Origin of the sequence: Enterococcus montenegrensis (genome assembly GCF_029983095.1) — a bacterium.
GTDB lineage: Bacteria > Bacillota > Bacilli > Lactobacillales > Enterococcaceae > Enterococcus_C > Enterococcus_C montenegrensis.
The window spans coordinates 2643883-2661067 of sequence record NZ_CP120467.1; the positions used below are offsets into that span (position 1 = coordinate 2643883).

13 protein-coding genes and 1 pseudogene are annotated in these 17185 nt (G+C 35.0%); 2 read left to right on the top strand and 12 right to left on the bottom strand.

Going from position 1 to position 17185, the window contains the following annotated elements:
- Nucleotides 1–40: 40 nt before the first annotated feature.
- The gene (locus P3T75_RS12720; RefSeq protein WP_282461786.1) at nucleotides 41–889 is read right to left on the bottom strand and encodes a WxL protein host-binding domain-containing protein; all 849 of its coding nucleotides are present in this window, start codon (nucleotides 887–889) and stop codon (nucleotides 41–43) included.
- Between the two features lie 435 nt (nucleotides 890–1324).
- On the opposite strand from P3T75_RS12720, the gene P3T75_RS12725 reads away from it, so the two are divergent.
- Nucleotides 1325–2233 (top strand): DUF916 domain-containing protein, encoded by a 909-nt coding sequence (locus tag P3T75_RS12725; RefSeq protein WP_282461787.1) that lies wholly within the window; start codon nucleotides 1325–1327, stop codon nucleotides 2231–2233.
- A complete protein-coding gene (locus P3T75_RS12730) occupies nucleotides 2226–3692 on the top strand; it encodes a helix-turn-helix domain-containing protein (protein WP_282461788.1) in 1467 nt (488 codons plus the stop codon). The genes P3T75_RS12725 and P3T75_RS12730 overlap by 8 nt, the downstream gene beginning before the upstream one ends.
- Before the next feature lie 63 nt (nucleotides 3693–3755).
- On the opposite strand, the gene P3T75_RS12735 is transcribed toward P3T75_RS12730, so the two are convergent.
- The 11 genes and pseudogenes from P3T75_RS12735 to P3T75_RS12780 all read right to left on the bottom strand — a co-directional run bounded on the left by P3T75_RS12735 (nucleotide 3756) and on the right by P3T75_RS12780 (nucleotide 17122).
- Complete coding sequence (locus P3T75_RS12735; RefSeq protein WP_282461789.1) at nucleotides 3756–4772, bottom strand: DUF916 and DUF3324 domain-containing protein; 1017 nt, start codon at nucleotides 4770–4772, stop codon at nucleotides 3756–3758.
- Between the two features lie 35 nt (nucleotides 4773–4807).
- The gene (locus P3T75_RS12740; RefSeq protein WP_282461790.1) at nucleotides 4808–5437 is read right to left on the bottom strand and encodes a hypothetical protein; all 630 of its coding nucleotides are present in this window, start codon (nucleotides 5435–5437) and stop codon (nucleotides 4808–4810) included.
- Nucleotides 5438–5457: 20 nt separating this feature from the next.
- Entirely contained in the window at nucleotides 5458–5991 is a 534-nt protein-coding gene (locus P3T75_RS12745) for a WxL domain-containing protein (protein ID WP_282461791.1), read from the bottom strand.
- 28 nt (nucleotides 5992–6019) lie between these two features.
- Nucleotides 6020–6409 carry an LPXTG cell wall anchor domain-containing protein gene (locus P3T75_RS12750; protein WP_282461792.1) on the bottom strand — a complete coding sequence of 130 codons (390 nt, stop codon included), beginning with the start codon at nucleotides 6407–6409 and terminating at the stop codon, nucleotides 6020–6022.
- An 11-nt stretch (nucleotides 6410–6420) separates the two neighbouring features.
- Nucleotides 6421–10443 (bottom strand): hypothetical protein, encoded by a 4023-nt coding sequence (locus tag P3T75_RS12755; RefSeq protein WP_282461793.1) that lies wholly within the window; start codon nucleotides 10441–10443, stop codon nucleotides 6421–6423.
- Nucleotides 10444–10630: 187 nt separating this feature from the next.
- Nucleotides 10631–11971, bottom strand: a complete 1341-nt coding sequence (locus P3T75_RS12760; protein ID WP_282461794.1) for an FAD-dependent oxidoreductase — start codon at nucleotides 11969–11971, stop codon at nucleotides 10631–10633.
- Nucleotides 11971–12999, bottom strand: a complete 1029-nt coding sequence (locus tag P3T75_RS12765) for a PRD domain-containing protein (RefSeq protein ID WP_282461795.1) — start codon at nucleotides 12997–12999, stop codon at nucleotides 11971–11973. Before P3T75_RS12765 ends, P3T75_RS12760 begins: the two co-directional genes overlap by 1 nt.
- A gap of 69 nt (nucleotides 13000–13068) precedes the next feature.
- Nucleotides 13069–13233, bottom strand: a pseudogene (locus P3T75_RS13575) (helix-turn-helix domain-containing protein); the annotation flags it as partial.
- On the bottom strand, nucleotides 13158–13493 hold the full coding sequence (locus tag P3T75_RS12770; protein ID WP_282461796.1) for a hypothetical protein: 336 nt from the start codon (nucleotides 13491–13493) through the stop codon (nucleotides 13158–13160). The gene P3T75_RS12770 and the pseudogene P3T75_RS13575, both read right to left, overlap by 76 nt.
- Nucleotides 13494–13755: 262 nt before the next feature.
- Nucleotides 13756–15306 (bottom strand): ribonuclease Y, encoded by a 1551-nt coding sequence (gene rny / locus P3T75_RS12775; protein WP_206902669.1) that lies wholly within the window; start codon nucleotides 15304–15306, stop codon nucleotides 13756–13758.
- A 481-nt stretch (nucleotides 15307–15787) separates the two neighbouring features.
- Entirely contained in the window at nucleotides 15788–17122 is a 1335-nt protein-coding gene (locus P3T75_RS12780) for a family 20 glycosylhydrolase (protein WP_282461797.1), read from the bottom strand.
- Between the last annotated feature and the right edge of the window lie 63 nt (nucleotides 17123–17185).

A 17185-nucleotide genomic window follows, 5' to 3' on the forward strand; every position in this document is an offset into this window, starting at 1 on the left:
CCTTATTTTAAGCGACTAACAACAATTTATGAAAAGAGCGTTAACCGTCGCTCGTTTTCCTTTTTTTAGCTTGGCGTATTGCCAAGAAGATAACACCAATTAAAAGCAATCCCAATAGAGCAATAATCAACAGCAACAAAAGATGATTATCACGATAAGCAACTTTTGCTGCGTCATTTACTTTTTTTGCATCAGCTTTGGTAATTGTGAAGTGCTGATCTAACTTTATTTGCTGCTGGCTACTTTTAATTGTGCCTGTGAGATGATAGCTTCCAGCAGAGATAGCCATCCCTTGTAATGAGATACCTTTTTCAAAAGTACTAAAAGGTGCTAACAGCACTTGAGCTTGCTGAGCCTGCCAAGTCTTCTTGATAAGACCAAAGAAGCTTTCTTGGGTAAGCTTAAGATCAAAGGTCAAATTCTCCTCCAAAACACCGACATCATTCACAAAACGTACACCAACAGCTGGCATACCAGTAATGTTTTTTGCGACAAGTTGATTGACAGAAACATTAGCATGATTGATCTTTTCCTTGCTGCCCAAAACGGTTACAGGCAACAACGCTGCTTCTTGATTATCTTCTGTTAGGCGAATTCCCCCTAGAAGATGACCAGAAAATTGTGTAGGTATTTTGATTTGTGTCGCTATTTCTAGTGTTTGACCGGCAGCAATGGTGATACTTTGTTTTTGAACTACAGCTGCGAATTTAAAAGGTGCTGTTTTAACAGGGAGTGTTTTGTCCTGATATACAAGCTTTCCCTCAGAGTCTGTCACCGGATCGACACCGGTTAAGATCAATGCTTTCTTATTACCGGAAAAATTAGTGACAGAAAGTTTTAACTGATGCACGTTACTATCTGCAGGGATCTCTAATTTTTGACTAACCACGCGACGTGAATCTAACGACAATGGCGTAAGTGTTACATCTCCACTAGCAGCGGCTGCTTGCAAGTTAAAACTAAAAAAAAAACGGAATCAATAGTAATACTGCTATGTAAAGTTTCTTTTTCAGCATCCTACCTCCCCCTTATTAAAATTCTCAGCAACCACAATTATATTTATTTTTTTTTACAATTCAAATTAACTTCTTCCTTATTTTTATTGAAATAGCTTGTAAATACATGTAGGATAACGGCTGTGCAATTTTCTTCAAATAATCCTAGTTTTTATGCACATAAAAAATATACGCAAAAAAAATTATTGTTATACTGAAGATAGTATTTTTTTACTATAAAAACATTATTCTAGTGTGATAATGTCCGAGTGGAGTTGGCTATTATTTTGAAAAAGCGGTTTTTTTCAGTTATTTTTATCCTTTTGAGCGTGGGGGGAGCTTTTTTTCTCTTTTCAAATTATGCTTTGGCAGCTGGTGCGGATTACAGTGTGACTCCGATACTCCCTTCAAATCAGATCGGTAAGGTGAGCTACTTTGATATTCTTGTTTCCCCGCAAAAAGTCTACCAACTGGATCTGTATTTTGAAAATTTGACTACAACAAAAAAAAACTTGGCAGTAGCAGTCAATCCTGCTCATACGAATCAAAACGGGGCTTTAGAATATACTGACAAAAGTCATAAACTTCTTAATAACTTAAATGTAGCGGAATTAATCAACGGGCCGAAAACTGTAACACTTTCTCCTAATGAAGCGAAAGTTGTTTCCTATCAACTACATATGCCACCAAAAAAATTTAACGGTATCCTAATCGGAGCCTTTCAAATTCAAAGTGTTGACAATTTTGAAGAAGATAATAAATCTGGATTAAACAATAAGTTTGCCTATGAAATAGGTTTAGCTGTTCGAGAAGAAAAGCAAGAACCCAAAGCAGAAGTTTCTTTTGATAATTTACGCATCAAAAATCACCAGCTCGTCATTGACATCACCAATAATTCAGACGGTCGCTTATCTCAAGCGGACTTTACTGGCTCTTTAACAGGCAATATGGAAGATAAATTTTCTAACCATAAATTAAGTATCGTGGCTCGTGACAAGGCAACCTTAACATTACCTTTTTCAAAGAATTTAAAAGCCGGCACCTATCAGCTTAATTTGAAAATTCCTTCTATTAATTACAGCTTCAAAAAAGACTTTAAGCTTCAAGGACAAACCAAACTCTCCGTCAGTGAGACTACTCGTCCTTGGATCTTTGTCGTAATTGCTTTTGCTTTATTGGTTATTATAGGAGCTGGACTTTATTTACGTCGTAAAAGGAGGGCTAAGGAGAATGTTTGAAGAATTACTATTTGAAACAGGCACACAAATCAAGCTAGAGATTTTCCGTAGCCTAAGCAAACGCGCTCCTGGTCAATATACGTATCAAGAAATTAGTGAAGCGACGCAACTGACTTATAGTCAGTTAACAAAAGGATTATTGGAAATTGAGGAAGAATTGACACAAGCTAACTATTTAACCCAACCGCTGATCCGCCCTAATATCGGCGTCGTTACCACTGAAATGACTATTTCTACAGATCAATATTTGGAGTTTCTTTTAAAAGAAAGTCTGCCCTATCATTTTTTGCTGGCCACTTTGTTAGAACCTGAACTCGGGTTAGAAAATTTTTGTCAACGCCATTTTATAAGCCGCTCTACTTTATCACGTAAAATGCGCAAAATGACTATTTTTTTGAAGGAGTACGGCATTCAAATTAGTTATCATGATTTTGCTTTAACTGGCCGCGAAGACAAGATCCGCCTATTTTATTACTACCTTATTTATCTGTGCCACCACAATCTCAGCTGGCCTTTTACAATTTCGCAAGTGGAAGCTGCACTACAAGTTGAAAAGTTTGCTAAATTTTTTCCACAAAACGGTCGCTATGTCAGCCGTTTGATGCTTACCATCTTTGGTGGGGTCTGTATAACGCGCATCCAACAGCACAAGTTAATGCCTGCTGATGCTCGGGTAGATTTTATTTTTGAGGCAAATCCTCATTATGACTTAAATAAACTTAACAATGAATATGGCTTAAAAAAATATCAATCCCAAGCTGAGGCACGCTTTATTTATTTTATTTGTAATTTTTTCCCATTTTATGAGATGCCAGAAGACCCTGCCATCACAGCTAGCTTGAAGACCTTTCAAACTGTGGCAAATCCGGTGGGGAAATTTGGCGATCGAATCGTTTGTTTTGTTGCTGAAACACTGCAATTAGACTTATCAAGGGAACTGACGAATCTATTACGCGCTAATTTATATAATAGTTTACTAGCCTTCTATATTTTTTCTGGTCCTTTTCCAAATCTAATTAGTTTTTTAATCCCAAAAGGAAATCATAAATTAATCGAAAATGAATTTCAAAATGATATTTACCTTTTTTTATTGAAATTAACGAATGAACCTGAATTCCAAGTATTTCAAAAGTCAGCCCTGCCCTTAGCAAAAATGATTCGGGAAAGCCTACTTCCATTAATATTGCGTTCTAACACTCATACCCGTCTCCGGGTTGCGATTGCGTCTGAGCCAAACTATTTATTAACATTTAATTTATTGAATTTTTTAAAGGAATTAAGCTTTGTTGATGTGGCTTATTTTCAAGAAGGGAAAAGCTATGATTTGATCATATCTACATTAGCTACCTTACCAACTGATAAGCCTATTTATTATTGGCAGCATGGATTCGGTACCCGAAACCTTAATAATCTTTATCAGAGATTATTACAGCAATTTATGCAGAAAAACGGCATCTGAATTTTATCAAAAAAATAAAGTGACGGCTCGGGGGATGAGTCGTCACTTTATTTTGGGGAAATTTTACTGTCTTTTATTTTTTCGTTTGAACACCATTATTAAGATTAAAAATAGAAGTAACGCAGCCAAAACACCAATTACAGCATATACCCATAACGGTAACTTAGTGTTATTTACCTGATCAATTGTAACCTTGTTGATTTCACTAGCTTCTTGTCTAGTAATTGTAAAATCCTCATCAAAGTTCCAAACGTTTTTTAAAGCATCTGATACAGTTAAATGTAATGTGTACACGCCTGCTTCCAATGGTTTTCCATCCCAATCAATAGCGAAATCATATATTGAATTGGGAGCGAGTGACATATCGGTGTTATAGTCTATTTTTTTTATAGTCTTATTGTCGTCTTTTGATACTACTGTCCCTTCGTATTTCAAGTGTCCCATTGCTTCTGCTACCGGATTTTTTAACTTGGCAACTATACTAGTCTTTTCAAAAGACACAGCTGGTTTGACGGATACTAGTTCTAAATTTCTTTTTACTATCGAATCAGATTCAGTCAAATTAAGACCTATAACATAGCTATACTGATTCTTAATAGTTTCTTTTTTATTAGCACCTAATTTTGTAACTTGAATACCACCCAGCACTTGTCCGTTAAATTTTTTTACCGGAATACTTAATGTGAGGGTAACAATTTCTGCTTTACGTGGCGCAACTTGTATCTTGGTGGGATAATCCACAATATCTTTTAATTTAAATGGAACCGACTTATCTAAAGAAACATCTTTTAATGCATAATCGATAAACCCATTTTTATTCGTATATGCTTGATTTACGCTTACTTCGTATTGACCCTCGGATTCTGAAGTATTATTTACCACTATTTGAATTTTTTGCGTTGTTCCAGGCTTTACTCGTAAATCAAAGTAACTTTGCGTTTTATCTACTTGATTTGCCGGAATAACTGCTTGAATATCAAAACCAACGTTATTATCAGCAGCAGCCCATGCGGTCTGTACAAACGATATTCCGATTACAATAGTCAATATAGTACTTAGCAAATAGACAATACGTTTCATGTGTTTATCCCCCAACTTAGATTACTAGTTTTGTTTTAACTTGGTGTTACTGTATTAAATAATTGATAACTGATGGTGCCATTGATTGTATCTCCCGCTTTTAGTATCCCGTTAGGGTCGTTAAAGATAATCGAGATACTGTTAACGGACTTAGTTTTTGTTCCCGCAACACCGTCAGTTTCCGTAGAATCAAAGACAATACCTTTTGAACCGGTTGCTGCGATTTCCGTATTATTCACTTGAAAATTGCTGACAGTAAAGTCATCACTCCCTAAAGTTAGTTTATTTCCAACCACACTAGCTTTTACTTGCCAATTTCTATTTGTACGATCATTAAAGACAACAATATTCTTATCTGATCCATTTCCATTCCCGATTGTTCCAGAAGATATCGTATACTGGTTGTTTGAAACTGAAGAAGTAAATTTGTAAGCTGTCGGAACTTTATTCAACACCAAATGTGATTGACTTGGGTCAACTGGGTTGGTAGGATCTTCTGGTAATAGTGGATCTGTGTTTGGATTTTTAGGATCTGTCGCATCTGTGATTTTAACCTCAGTCGGAGTCTGATCTTCACCATTTACAGCTGCATGCACTGGAAGTGCTAGTGTGAGAGCGGAAAGCAACGTTACTGCACTTAATGTAATTACTTTGATTTTTTTCATTATTAATTCCTCCGTAAATATTAATTTTGTTGTGGTACGTTTTGTAAGGTAATTATTTGGACTGCTTCATATTTACCAGCATTTATGTCGGCTGGAATGGTTAAATAAATATCTTGTTTAGGTATTACAAATTCATATATCGAATCTTCGCTCGTGTTACTTTGAAATTCAAACAACTCATATTTGTCTGTACCTGTCTTTATTTTCAAATTACGAATTTTTACTCTACCTTTAGTAGTTTTCGCCAACAAATATCCACTTCTAAAATGCAGTGTGGCATAAAAGCTACTCGAGTCCGACCCATAAAAATCACTTAATTGATAATACACTTGCCAAGGCGTTTTTTTAGTAACTCTTTTATCAATAATCTGAATAGTTAAATCTTGTGTAGCTTGGTAGCTACTTTGTTTTGATGAAACGCGATGCGTGCCAAAATTTAACGTTTGAACTTTTCCTAACATTAATTCATTGTCTTTAATTTCAACTTCGATAGTTGTATTGTTATTTGTAAATTCATTGGCATAGACCAACTGAACATGAAATACACAACCCATAAAAAGAAATATTGTCAAAATGATAATCTTATTTTTCATCTTTTATTCCCTTCCTTCTTTTAAAAAAAATAAAGAAAGAAATAAGCGAAAATAACGTACCCACAAAAGAGATCAAGAAACTCCGTATTTCATTTGTTTGTGGATAATAAGCTAAGTTTGTGACATTTCTGCCCTTCTTTTTTTCATTTGCATGCTGTTGTGTTCTCGGAGCACCTCTTTCGCTTAAATTTTTATCTAATGTTCTCTTTTTGGTCTCTTTATAAAGTGGATCCACCTGTTCTTTAGTATCTGTTAGTACAATGTCTACCTTTTTTTGATCAGCTTGCCCACTACTTTCTTGCGCATAGCTTTTTGTCTCTGTAACTACCAACAGTATCAATGTCCACATCAAAGCAATAACCGCAAGCATTTTTTTCATTTTTATCACCTCTATTTCGCAACGTACGTGTTAACTAGGCTCCATTTAACTGTTGGTGACGTTCCTTCTTGACTAGTATAATCTCCTAGTGAGATACCTGTTTCACTGGTTAATAAAATCCCTTCATTTTCATCAAAAGATTTAACTGTTGTAACTGTGTAACCATTAGTCATTTGTTGGTTATTATTTTCTCCTTTCATAATTAGCGTATTTGTATCTGATAGTTTTTTATCATTAAATATTAGCTCCATCTTATTGACTTTAGTAGCAGTCGCATATAGATCCCATCGATTTTGCTTTTCTGGCAACCTTTTATCCGTAACTTTAATTTCTAAAACATTTCCTTTATCTCGATAAAAAATTGTTCCTGGTAGCGAAATAATACGATTTGTCCATTTCAATGTATCCGAACCATCTTTAGTTGTAATATTGAAGTCTAAAGTTTCTTTTACATAGGTGACATTGAGTACCAAAGGTTCTACTGACACCAATACCTCATTACCATTTATTACTACATATGCTTCAATGTTTAATTCGTTTACACCCTCTTCAATTAACGGGCCGTTAGCCCCAGTCAACGGTATAGTGGCTTCTGTATATCCGGCTTGCACATTAAAGGCTACTTTTTCATCTTTCTTAGGGTTTCGAATATAGAATTTGATCTTATTTATCTCGCCCTGATTTTCAACCTTGCTATAAAAATCTAATTTGGGTAACAAGTCTAGAGAAATTACTGTCTTATTTAAAGTTTTAAGTGTTAAGTCTGGACTAAACCCCATTTGAACCGTTGTTGACGAAACTAGCTCTGCTTTTTTCTCTATACTCGTAGCTTTGGTCCCATATTCATTTTCATAAGTGGCACTAGCAAAAATTTGTTTTTTTGATCCATCTGTCCCTACTTGCTCTTTGGTTAAATACAAAGAAAAACTTCCAGTACCATCCGTTTTAACTTCTGCAATTGTTGGTCCTTTGGCACTTAGTTTAAAGTCAACGTTTGTTCTTTCATTTGTAGAAACATCACCCGATACAATATAACCTTGTTTGTCATTGCCCACTAAATTCAAATTATTAATTACTGGAGTAATAATTTTTGAGTAATAAATTGTTGGTTGTTCTCGCAATACTTTAATTAATTTGTAGTTGTCGGCTTCATCTTGGATTCCTTCATAGGGGTTATATTCACCTCTAGAATTATCCATAATTACCTTACTATCTAGCGTTGTTCTAAATTTTTTATCACTATTTTTTGTAGCCAACTCCCAGCCAGGAATCAAAGGATAATCAATAGTGAACTCTTTGTCATCTATATTCGCGAACCGTGTCCAAGGTACTGGGGAAGGAAAAATACCAGCCGGATTTTCAATGGTATCAATAATTTTTTTTGATTCATAATCTATTTTAAATTCATTTTCTTGTCCTTTAATGCCAGCAACATTAAAGAAAATCGCAACGGTTTTATCTTTTACACTTTTTTTCAACCCATCTAAGTATGCAAGTCCACTCAATTGGATTTCTTTACCATCAATTGTTCCTTTTAAAAATTCAAGGGTGTTCTGGTTATTTGAAATTCTTCCCGTTTTATCAGATGTTTGTTTATAGTCAAAGCCGTTTACTCTATAGTTATTGACACTATCAATCCCCATTGGTCCAGCAATTGCAAAAACGGGACTTATCATTTTTTTGCTTTGTTCAACAAAAGAAATTTTCCCGGCTTCAAAAGATTCATTAGCATTTTCAACTTCATTGTTGTACCCATACATATAGGCATTTTTGACTACATCTACTAATGTATTTCTTAAAGAAGTTAAATCATTAGTTGTAAATTGCTGTGTATTTGTTGACCAATTATAGAGTGTCCCTTTATCAAATTCTTGTTTATCAGTGACAACTAAAACTTTTTCATCTGGTGTTTTTGTTAGCTCAGAAACATTGCCATCTAGCTGTTGATGAGATTTTAAATCGGCAGCAATCATCCCTTCTTTCATATATGGTAGTCCAGCTTTAAAGAGCCAAACTCTAACCGTTTGATAATCTACAACTTCTATTTTTTCTCCCGAAGATGGCACAATAAAATAAAACTTTTGTGATTCATCCAATTTTTCGGGATTTTGAGCTGGATTTTCTTTGTAATCTTGAATCGCTTTTTCAAGCGCATCATATTCAGCTTGGTAAATGCCATAGAAAACTTCGCGTGCAGCTTGACCGCCTTCAGACATAATACGATTTTTCCCATTTGCCTCTGCTTTAAACTCAGAAATAGTAGTATTCAAGTAATTAAAAAACTCTGCTGCTGTCATTTTTTTATTTTGAATTACACTTTGAATCGCAATACTTTTCAAATTTTTAATATACTTATTTGTTAGATCGAACCCTACATCTTTAGCTAAAAATAATGTTTCTCCTTTTTTGTAAGATCCATTTAAATTTTTTCCTCCATTAACTATTTTCGTACCTGAAAGAAGATTTCGGATACTGTCCGCTTCTCCCGTTAGAGCAGCATTTATCAGCGCACTTTTAATTGGATCTCGAATACCAATATAAACAGAATTGGCTACTGTACTATTGATGGCATCAGAAAATCCCAAATATCCTAAAATATCAGAAAGCGATCTACCACCGATTACCATTGCACCAGCAAGTGTATTATTATCTTCTAGAAAAACACCGCCTTCTCCTCCGATAGCTCTGGGATCTTCTAAAACTTGCTTGATTAATTTGTTCTGAACAGTCGGAATAATTAAGCCCACCATAACTAATAAGCTTCTTACAGTTCTATTAACAGCGTCTTTTGTTGCATCGCTAACACCATTACTTGGAGTATATATAAAAACACTAGTTCCATTTTGATCAAGAGGTGCTTGTGTGTAATTACTCCAAAGTTCTTGGAGTGCGGTTAATAAGTTGACTAAATTCCCACCAAAGCCTGAACTATCAGCACTTGGCGGACGATATGCAGCGTTATTTGCAACTGCGTCTTGGTCAATTTTTGCTTGTGCAGTAATATGTTTCAAAAATGTATTTAGCTCGTTCTTAAAATCAGTCATTGCTGCCAAATAGCCTTTTTGAAAATCTTCACCCCAAACATTACCTATATTTTGATAATTTGGATTCAAATTAATTCCAGTATGAAAAAAAACGTACTTTTGAGCTGATTTATCTAAATAAACATTATCAGTTCCCCACATACTTGGGTTTTGAACCCGACTATATGCGTTTTTCATTACCTCGATTAAGTCTTGAACATCAGAGACTTTTTCAATCTTTTCCCTATCCATCAACTTAGCAACTAAAGCCAAGTTTCCAGTGTAGATTGTTTGAAACAGAATACTTATATTTTTATCTGCCTGTAAACTCATATCATCATTAAAAAATTGATACCCTACTTTATAGGCAGTAGATTTATTACCCTCATCTGCTAATTTTGCGGTAATTTCAATTGGAATATCTATATCTAATTCATTTAGAACTTTTTTGGCATACTGAGGGGTATCGCCACTAGGTAAATTGATTGTTAGTTTTCCTTCGTGATAGATAATTTCTGCTTTTGGTAATAACGACTGCAATTTTTTTAAAATTTTTGGTGGCAAGCCCTCACTAGTTTCCTCTTTGAACTCATGTTTAGGTTTATTATTACTTTCATTTATCTCAGTTACTTTTTGAGCTTGTGTTTTCTGATTATTTTTATTTGTTGTAGTTGGTTGCGAAGCTTTAGTTGTATCAGGACTTACTGCTACACTCTCATCACTTTCAATTGCGTTCTTAGATTCTTGACTTTCAGAAAATGAACTTCTCGCAGTCGTCTCCTTTGTTTGTAAACGATAGTTGTCTTCTTCTGTCTTTTCACTAGGACTTTCTTGTGCATAGCTTATATTCGTAGCTGTTGTCAAAAAGAAGGGAGAAAGAATTACAGCACTGCCAAAGATAATAAAGATTTTTTTCATATAAACTTTAGCTTTTTTTCTCATGACAATTCCCCTTTTCATCATTGGTCTACACGCATATAATAAAGCCTTACCATTTTTAATTCCTGTCAAAAATCCACGCCGTCCAGAACATTTGTCAAAGTTTTCATTTTTATTCTAAAATATGAGTAAAAAAACCATTATATTTATTTTTCGAACTAATAATTTACATTTCCCAGCAATCCCTTTAAAAAAAATAAAATTGGTATATACAAAAAGAGCTTTTATGTAATCACATAAAAGCTCTTTTTGTAAAGATTTATTCATTATTATTTACTAAGGCTTGTAAAGCTAGCTGTTGTATATAATGTAACGGATTAGAAAATAAAGGATTAAAAAAAGCTTCCATTTGACTTAAAGTAAGAGCAGTTTCATTTTTTTGAATAGCGTTAGCAAGCAAATTGATTAATTCTAAGCGAGGAAATTTACTTACATATTGTGCACCAATCAATTTTAAGCCTTTTTTTTCAAAAATAAGTTTTAGCACTGGATTTTTCGAAAACTCATTTTCTAATCCGTAGTCTTTAAAATTATCCGCTACTGCAATCACCTCTTTACCATAGTAAGGAGCCTCCTCTTGTGTTAAGCCGGTTCGTGCAAGATAGTAAGACCCTAAACGCGTTACACTAGTTTTTTGCGTTGACTGTAATTTTATCTTATTTCTATACACAATATTTTCTGCTGCTACGATTCCAGTACGAATAGCATTATTTACCAACGGCATATAAATTGAAATTTCTGTACCTTGTAATGGCACACTAATCAAATCTCCAACGGCATAAATATTTTGATACTTGGTTTGCAAAAATTCATTAACTACGACTGTTCCATCAAGATTAAACTCAAGAAAATCTTCGACCAGTGTTGTATTTGGACGTGCATTAACTGCCACAACTACAGCATCATTGTGAATTTTCCCCTCTGAAAGAAGTGTCTGTGTAACTTTTCCATTCTCACCTTCAAAGGCTAACGCAGATGTATTCATATGTAATTTAATATCTTTTGGCAACTGATTTATTACCTCATGAACCATCTCTTTATCAAAATAGCGAAATAGTATACTATCCATTTGTTCCACTAAGTGAATCTTTTTGTTTTTACCACTTAACGCATAAGCTAACTCCATTCCGATGTAACCCGTACCGATGATAGTTATTTCCTTACTTTTAGCAAAAACTTTGAGTGCTTCTTTTGATTCTTGAACATTTTTATAAGTTAGTATATTTTCTAGCTCACTGCCTGAAATATCCAAATAGAATTGACTCGATCCCATCGCTAGAACTAAAAAATCATAATTAAAATTCTCATTTGTTTTCCCGCTATACGTATAGAAAATCTGTTTTTCTTTAGGAAGAATACTAGTAACCTCAGCTTGGCGAATTAATACAATTCCATGATTTAATAAATCACGAGGTGTAACAGAATGACTTTGAGTTAAATCGTCAATCTTTTTTGTTAAAACAAAATTAATTCCACTGGAAATAAAGCCAATATCTTGTGTCTTTTCCAAAATAATAACATCCATTGTCGGACAAAGTTGCTTTAACGTTAATGCAGTTTGAATACCACTGTGAGAAGCCCCAATAATTACTGTACGCATCACACTTTAACTCCTTGCTTTTCTATTTTTTCTAAATGTAAATCTTTTATGATTCTTCGAAGATAGCGCATCTCTTGTGGTGTCAATACTTCTGAAAAAACATATGTGGAAGTTCCATATTTTTCTTTATTGACATCTGAATTGCTTAACACTAAATCATAGTTTCCATCTTCCATATATGGTTCACATACGACCAAAGGTGCTTGCTTTACTAAATCCATCGTAACTTCATAACTTAATTCTTTCAGTAAGTCATCACCATAATAGTCAAAACCAATTAGAAAACGAGGAGTACCTACCTTATCAACATAAGACAGTACACATAATAGTCTAAAAATTAACGCTTCATTTTTTACAACTTTACTTTGCTTCATAATAGTGCGGGGACGCTTTTGTATATCTTGATAAATCGTCTGTAAAATATAATATAATTTATCAACATAGACATCAAAAGGCAAGGAAACTAGCTCTTGTCCTATATCTTGCAACTTTTCGTTATCGAAATAAACTGAAAAACCGGTAAAAAATAGTTCAGTATAAATAATATTTATAAATGAATATCGTATTTTTACTTGTGATTCCTCTGTCAAACTATTTCGGTCAAAAATAGCATAAAGATAACTTTCAAGCTTTGTTATAGTAGGTTCGATTTTGGGACTAATATCTAAGAAAACATCATTGAAAAACGGTGCTTTTAGCGGTGTGATAAATTGACTAATTAAAAACAGATACACAAATAAAACTTCTTCATTTTGAAATGGTAATGCCAGTCGCGACAGAAAGCGGAAGAAAATATTTTTTGTTTGTTGGTAACTTTCCTTTTCACGTACAACAATTAAATAATAATCTACAACGCGACTTGGCTGCTTCTCGGCATGATTAATTCTTTTTATTGTAATCTTTAACCACAAGAATAATTTTTGATAGTCAAAAAAACTGAAAGTCATCTTCGATTGATTTTCTATGATTGCTATCAAATTTTTAATTGTCAAATCATCATTTTCTTCCACAATGTAAGTTAATGGCATAAAATACCAAAAAAGGTTAAAGAAAAAATAACGAATTTGCAGTTCATCACCCTTTAAAGTGCCATTTATTATTTTCAAATCGAATTCTGCTAAGACATTGTTGATTTCCCTTATTCGTCTATAATATGTAGACTCGCTTAAATATAAGTCTTCTATTATTAAAAAATATCTAGTTTTCCATCTTGATATAAATGTGTGAGTATTTTGTAATTGACCGCCTCTTTTAAATAGCAATAGTATAAATCGCTTACATTAAAAGATAAAGGTAACAGTAGGGCAATAAGATCATCTTCTGTCTTGTTCAGAGATACATCGGGAAATGTCGCCTTCAAGCGAGCTATTAGACTTTCTATTCTCTCAGAAAATCTTCCTCGAGATAAATTGAGTCTTTTTCTAATTTCAGTTGCTTGATGTTTCATATTTTTTTTCATCAACTCGTTGAATATTTTAAGTTCCACTTGATCATTTTTATCTAATAACGAATAGATATCCATATTAATCCTCCGAAAAATCTGACTATTATATGTTAAATATAGCATATCAATCCATTCATTCGTATTAATATACTAATTCAATTATATAAGTAAGTATGCTAACTAAAGTATACACTTTAGAAATTGTCTTTCAGACTTTTCTCAAAAGATTTACCCAGTCCATAAAAATATCAAAAAAATAAAAAGCATTGAGAGTTTCTCGCTCCCACCTAACTCAAAAACACCCCGCTGACTAAATTCAGCGGGGTGTTCGATTTCAAAATTATTTGGCGTAGTCTGTGGCGCGGGTTTCCCGAATCACAGTTACTTTGATATGGCCTGGATAGTCCAGTTCGTCTTCAATTTTTTTGCGGATGTCTCGCACTAAGCGAACCGCTTCTAAGTCTGAGATTTCTTCTGGTTTAACCATTACCCGTACTTCGCGACCAGCTTGGACAGCGAAGCTTGATTCTACACCAGAAAAACTATTGGAGATATTCTCTAAGTTTTCCAACCGTTTGATGTAGTTCTCTAATGATTCACTGCGGGCACCTGGGCGAGCAGCAGATAGTGCATCTGCGGCCGCAACTAAGACGGAGATAACTGACGTTGCTTCTGTATCGCCATGGTGTGATGCAATGGCGTTAATCACAACTGGGTTTTCTTTGTACTTAGCGGCTAATTCCGCACCGATTTCCACGTGAGAGCCTTCGATTTCATGATCTAGCGCTTTACCGATATCGTGAAGGAGACCTGCTCGTTTAGCAAGTTGTACATCTTCACCTAGTTCAGCGGCTAAGATACCAGATAATTTGGCAACTTCAATGGAGTGGTTCAAGACATTTTGACCATAACTTGTACGGAAATGTAAGCGTCCTAAGATCTTAATTAAATCAGGATGCAAGGTGTGGGCGCCAACTTCAAATGCGGCTTCTTCCCCGTATTCACGGATGCGTTCATCCATTTCTTTACGAGATTTCTCCACCATTTCTTCAATACGAGCTGGATGGATACGACCATCTTGGATTAGTTTTTCCAATGTCATGCGGGCAATTTCCCGTCTGATTGGATCAAACCCTGACAATACCACTGCTTCTGGTGTGTCATCGATAATCAAATCAATCCCTGTCAAAGTCTCTAAGGTACGAATGTTGCGGCCTTCACGACCGATGATTCGTCCTTTCATTTCATCGTTTGGCAATGAAACAACAGAGACTGTCATCTCGGAAACTTGATCTGCAGCACAGCGTTGGATGGCTAGGGACAATAAGTTCTTGGCTTTTCTGTCCGCTTCTTCCTTGGCTCTTTGCTCAGACTCTTTCACCATTAAGGTCAGTTCATGATTCAACTCTTCTTCTGTTGATTTCATGATGATCTCTTTGGCTTCATCACGGGACAAAGCAGCGATTTTTTCAAGCTCTTGCTGTTGTCCTTCGATTAATTTTTCGACTTCATTTTCTCGCTCGTCAATTAATTGCTGTTTCGCACTAAGTTTTGTTTCTTTTTCTTCCAGTGAGTTTTCGCGTTTTTCAATTGAGTCGTCTTTGCGATCAAGCAGCTGCTCTCTTTGGAGCAAGCGATTTTCTTGGGTTTTTAATTCAAGTTTGCTTTCCTTCAACTCACTTTCAATTTCTGCACGATACTTCTGATTTTCTTCCTTAGCTTCTAACAAGGCTTCTTTTTTTAGAGTTTCCGCTTCTTTTTGCGCACTGGTCAAAATCCCTTGAGCAGAACTTTGCGCCCCTGCGATCTCTTTTTCGTGACGAGATTTAGCAACGAATAGCCCTAATAAAACACCGACAATTAAACCGATGATAGCGAGGAGAATATACATTAAAGTCAATAGATCCACCTCCGTACTATCTTATTCAATTATTGTTCGTAGTTTTTTGATAAACTTTAATCTGAAATTATCAATATGCCTACATGCATATGTGTTTTAGACACAACTTTATTCTAATGTTTGTCGTAAGGGCTGTCAACTTATAAAAGTTAAAAGTACTTCTTATAAAGGAGCGTTATTTTTCTTCTAATTTTATTGAAAAAATTGCAGGGAAGTAACAAATTTATTTCGTTTTTTTATTTGTAAAACTCACCTGGGCAAAGCGGATAAAAATGAGGGGTCTTCACCAAAATAAGCGTAAAATTTTCAGAAACTATCAAGAGTTGACTGTAACTTTTGGAAAAATTTTAGCCTATTTAATTGTGCTTTTTTATCGCTAGTATAAAAAGTCCTGCCAACCAATAGGTTACCCGCATTTTTAATAGGTTGTGTTTGTATCCTAGGTGCCATAGTTTCAAGATACCCGCGCTTTTTATTTTTGCCAGTGCTCAAAAAGTGTGTGATAGTGCGCTTTAATCCGAGTTAGCTGACTGACTTTTTCATTTAAGGCTGCTTGTAAGTAAAAGACGGCATCAATTACCTCAGCTACCGTCTGAGCATTGGGATCATCGGCCCAAATCGCCAAGGCGACAGCGGGTGTTTGGGCTAAATATTTTGCGGCAACAAGTTGATCGTTGGCAAATAAGTCCAATGTAAAGCCTTGTTGAATTTTTTCATAGGTCGGATAGCTGTATCCTGCCATCTCCCCTAAAACATAATAAAAATAATTATCATTATGGTTCACAACTTGATATCCCGCTTCAAAAAATGTCTCCACTGGCGCCATATTTTTATTCCAACGGGTCCAATAGGAAATCTGACAATTTTTAGAAAGGGTCAATTGTTCTTGCCGATTCAAGCGATAAAAACCATCATTCCAAACGCGAACGACAAAGCCTAAGTCACTGATTTTTGCGACTAAATTATTCACATAGTCAGTAAAGATCTCAATTCCGCTCGCCTTTGGACCAAACTTTTCTAAAGCAGCTTTTTGCAAGGTCGGATATACTTCCACTTGGTCAAAATCAATGAATTCATCCGCGCCAATATGAAAATAATGGCTTTGTTTAAAAAGTGTCGCGTATTCTTGATAAATTTCAAAGACGAAATCTACCGCAGCCGGATTTAAAATATCGAGCGCCCGCACATCCGCCACTAGTTTTCCTGCTACGGATTTTTTTAACCGCCAATCCGGATAAGTTTCTAACACCTGCTCTAAGTGTCCAGGACTGTCAATATCTGGAATTACTTCAATATAAAAGTTTTGACAATACGCAATCAGCTCTTTTACTTCTGCTTGGGTTAAGTGTTGTTTTGAAACAATTTCCGGATGTTTTTTTGACTCGATCCGAAAGCCTTCATTTTCTGAAAAGTGCAATTGTAAGTGCGTAAAATTAAACAAGGCCATGCTGCGTACCAGACGCTTTAATTCTTTTAAGGGATAGAACTTGCGGCCAATATCAATCATTAAACAGCGTTCTTTCATTTGTGGTAACTGTATACGCCACTCTTCGTTAAAAAGTTCATGTAAAACCAACTGAACTGCGCCATAAAACAGTCCCGCCTCGTTTTTTGCTAAAAGTTGGGAATGTTCATTTTCCTCATAAGTAAACTCCTGCATTAAAGAAGGCACTAGTACCAGTTCAATTTTACGTGTAGTTTCTGATGAAAATTCATAGCCGCATGCTTTGAATAATTGCGCCACTTGTTCTGCGACTTGTGCTGCTTTAGGTGTGGCTGTTTGAAAGCCAATTAAAATTTCGGTCATTTTATTAACTCCTTTTTTTCAAAACAAAATACCCGTAGCTTAAGCTGACGTATTCCAACTGCC

Coding starts and splice junctions, on each gene's coding strand:
- P3T75_RS12730 (WP_282461788.1), top strand. CDS start 2,226: ATGTTTGAAGAATTACTATTTGAAACAGGCACACAAATCAAGCTAGAG.
- P3T75_RS12735 (WP_282461789.1), bottom strand. CDS start 4,772: ATGAAACGTATTGTCTATTTGCTAAGTACTATATTGACTATTGTAATC.
- P3T75_RS12740 (WP_282461790.1), bottom strand. CDS start 5,437: ATGAAAAAAATCAAAGTAATTACATTAAGTGCAGTAACGTTGCTTTCC.
- P3T75_RS12745 (WP_282461791.1), bottom strand. CDS start 5,991: ATGGGTTGTGTATTTCATGTTCAGTTGGTCTATGCCAATGAATTTACA.
- P3T75_RS12750 (WP_282461792.1), bottom strand. CDS start 6,409: ATGAAAAAAATGCTTGCGGTTATTGCTTTGATGTGGACATTGATACTG.
- P3T75_RS12760 (WP_282461794.1), bottom strand. CDS start 11,971: ATGCGTACAGTAATTATTGGGGCTTCTCACAGTGGTATTCAAACTGCA.
- P3T75_RS12765 (WP_282461795.1), bottom strand. CDS start 12,999: ATGCCATTAACTTACATTGTGGAAGAAAATGATGATTTGACAATTAAA.
- P3T75_RS12770 (WP_282461796.1), bottom strand. CDS start 13,493: ATGGATATCTATTCGTTATTAGATAAAAATGATCAAGTGGAACTTAAA.
- rny (WP_206902669.1), bottom strand. CDS start 15,306: ATGTATATTCTCCTCGCTATCATCGGTTTAATTGTCGGTGTTTTATTA.
- P3T75_RS12780 (WP_282461797.1), bottom strand. CDS start 17,122: ATGACCGAAATTTTAATTGGCTTTCAAACAGCCACACCTAAAGCAGCA.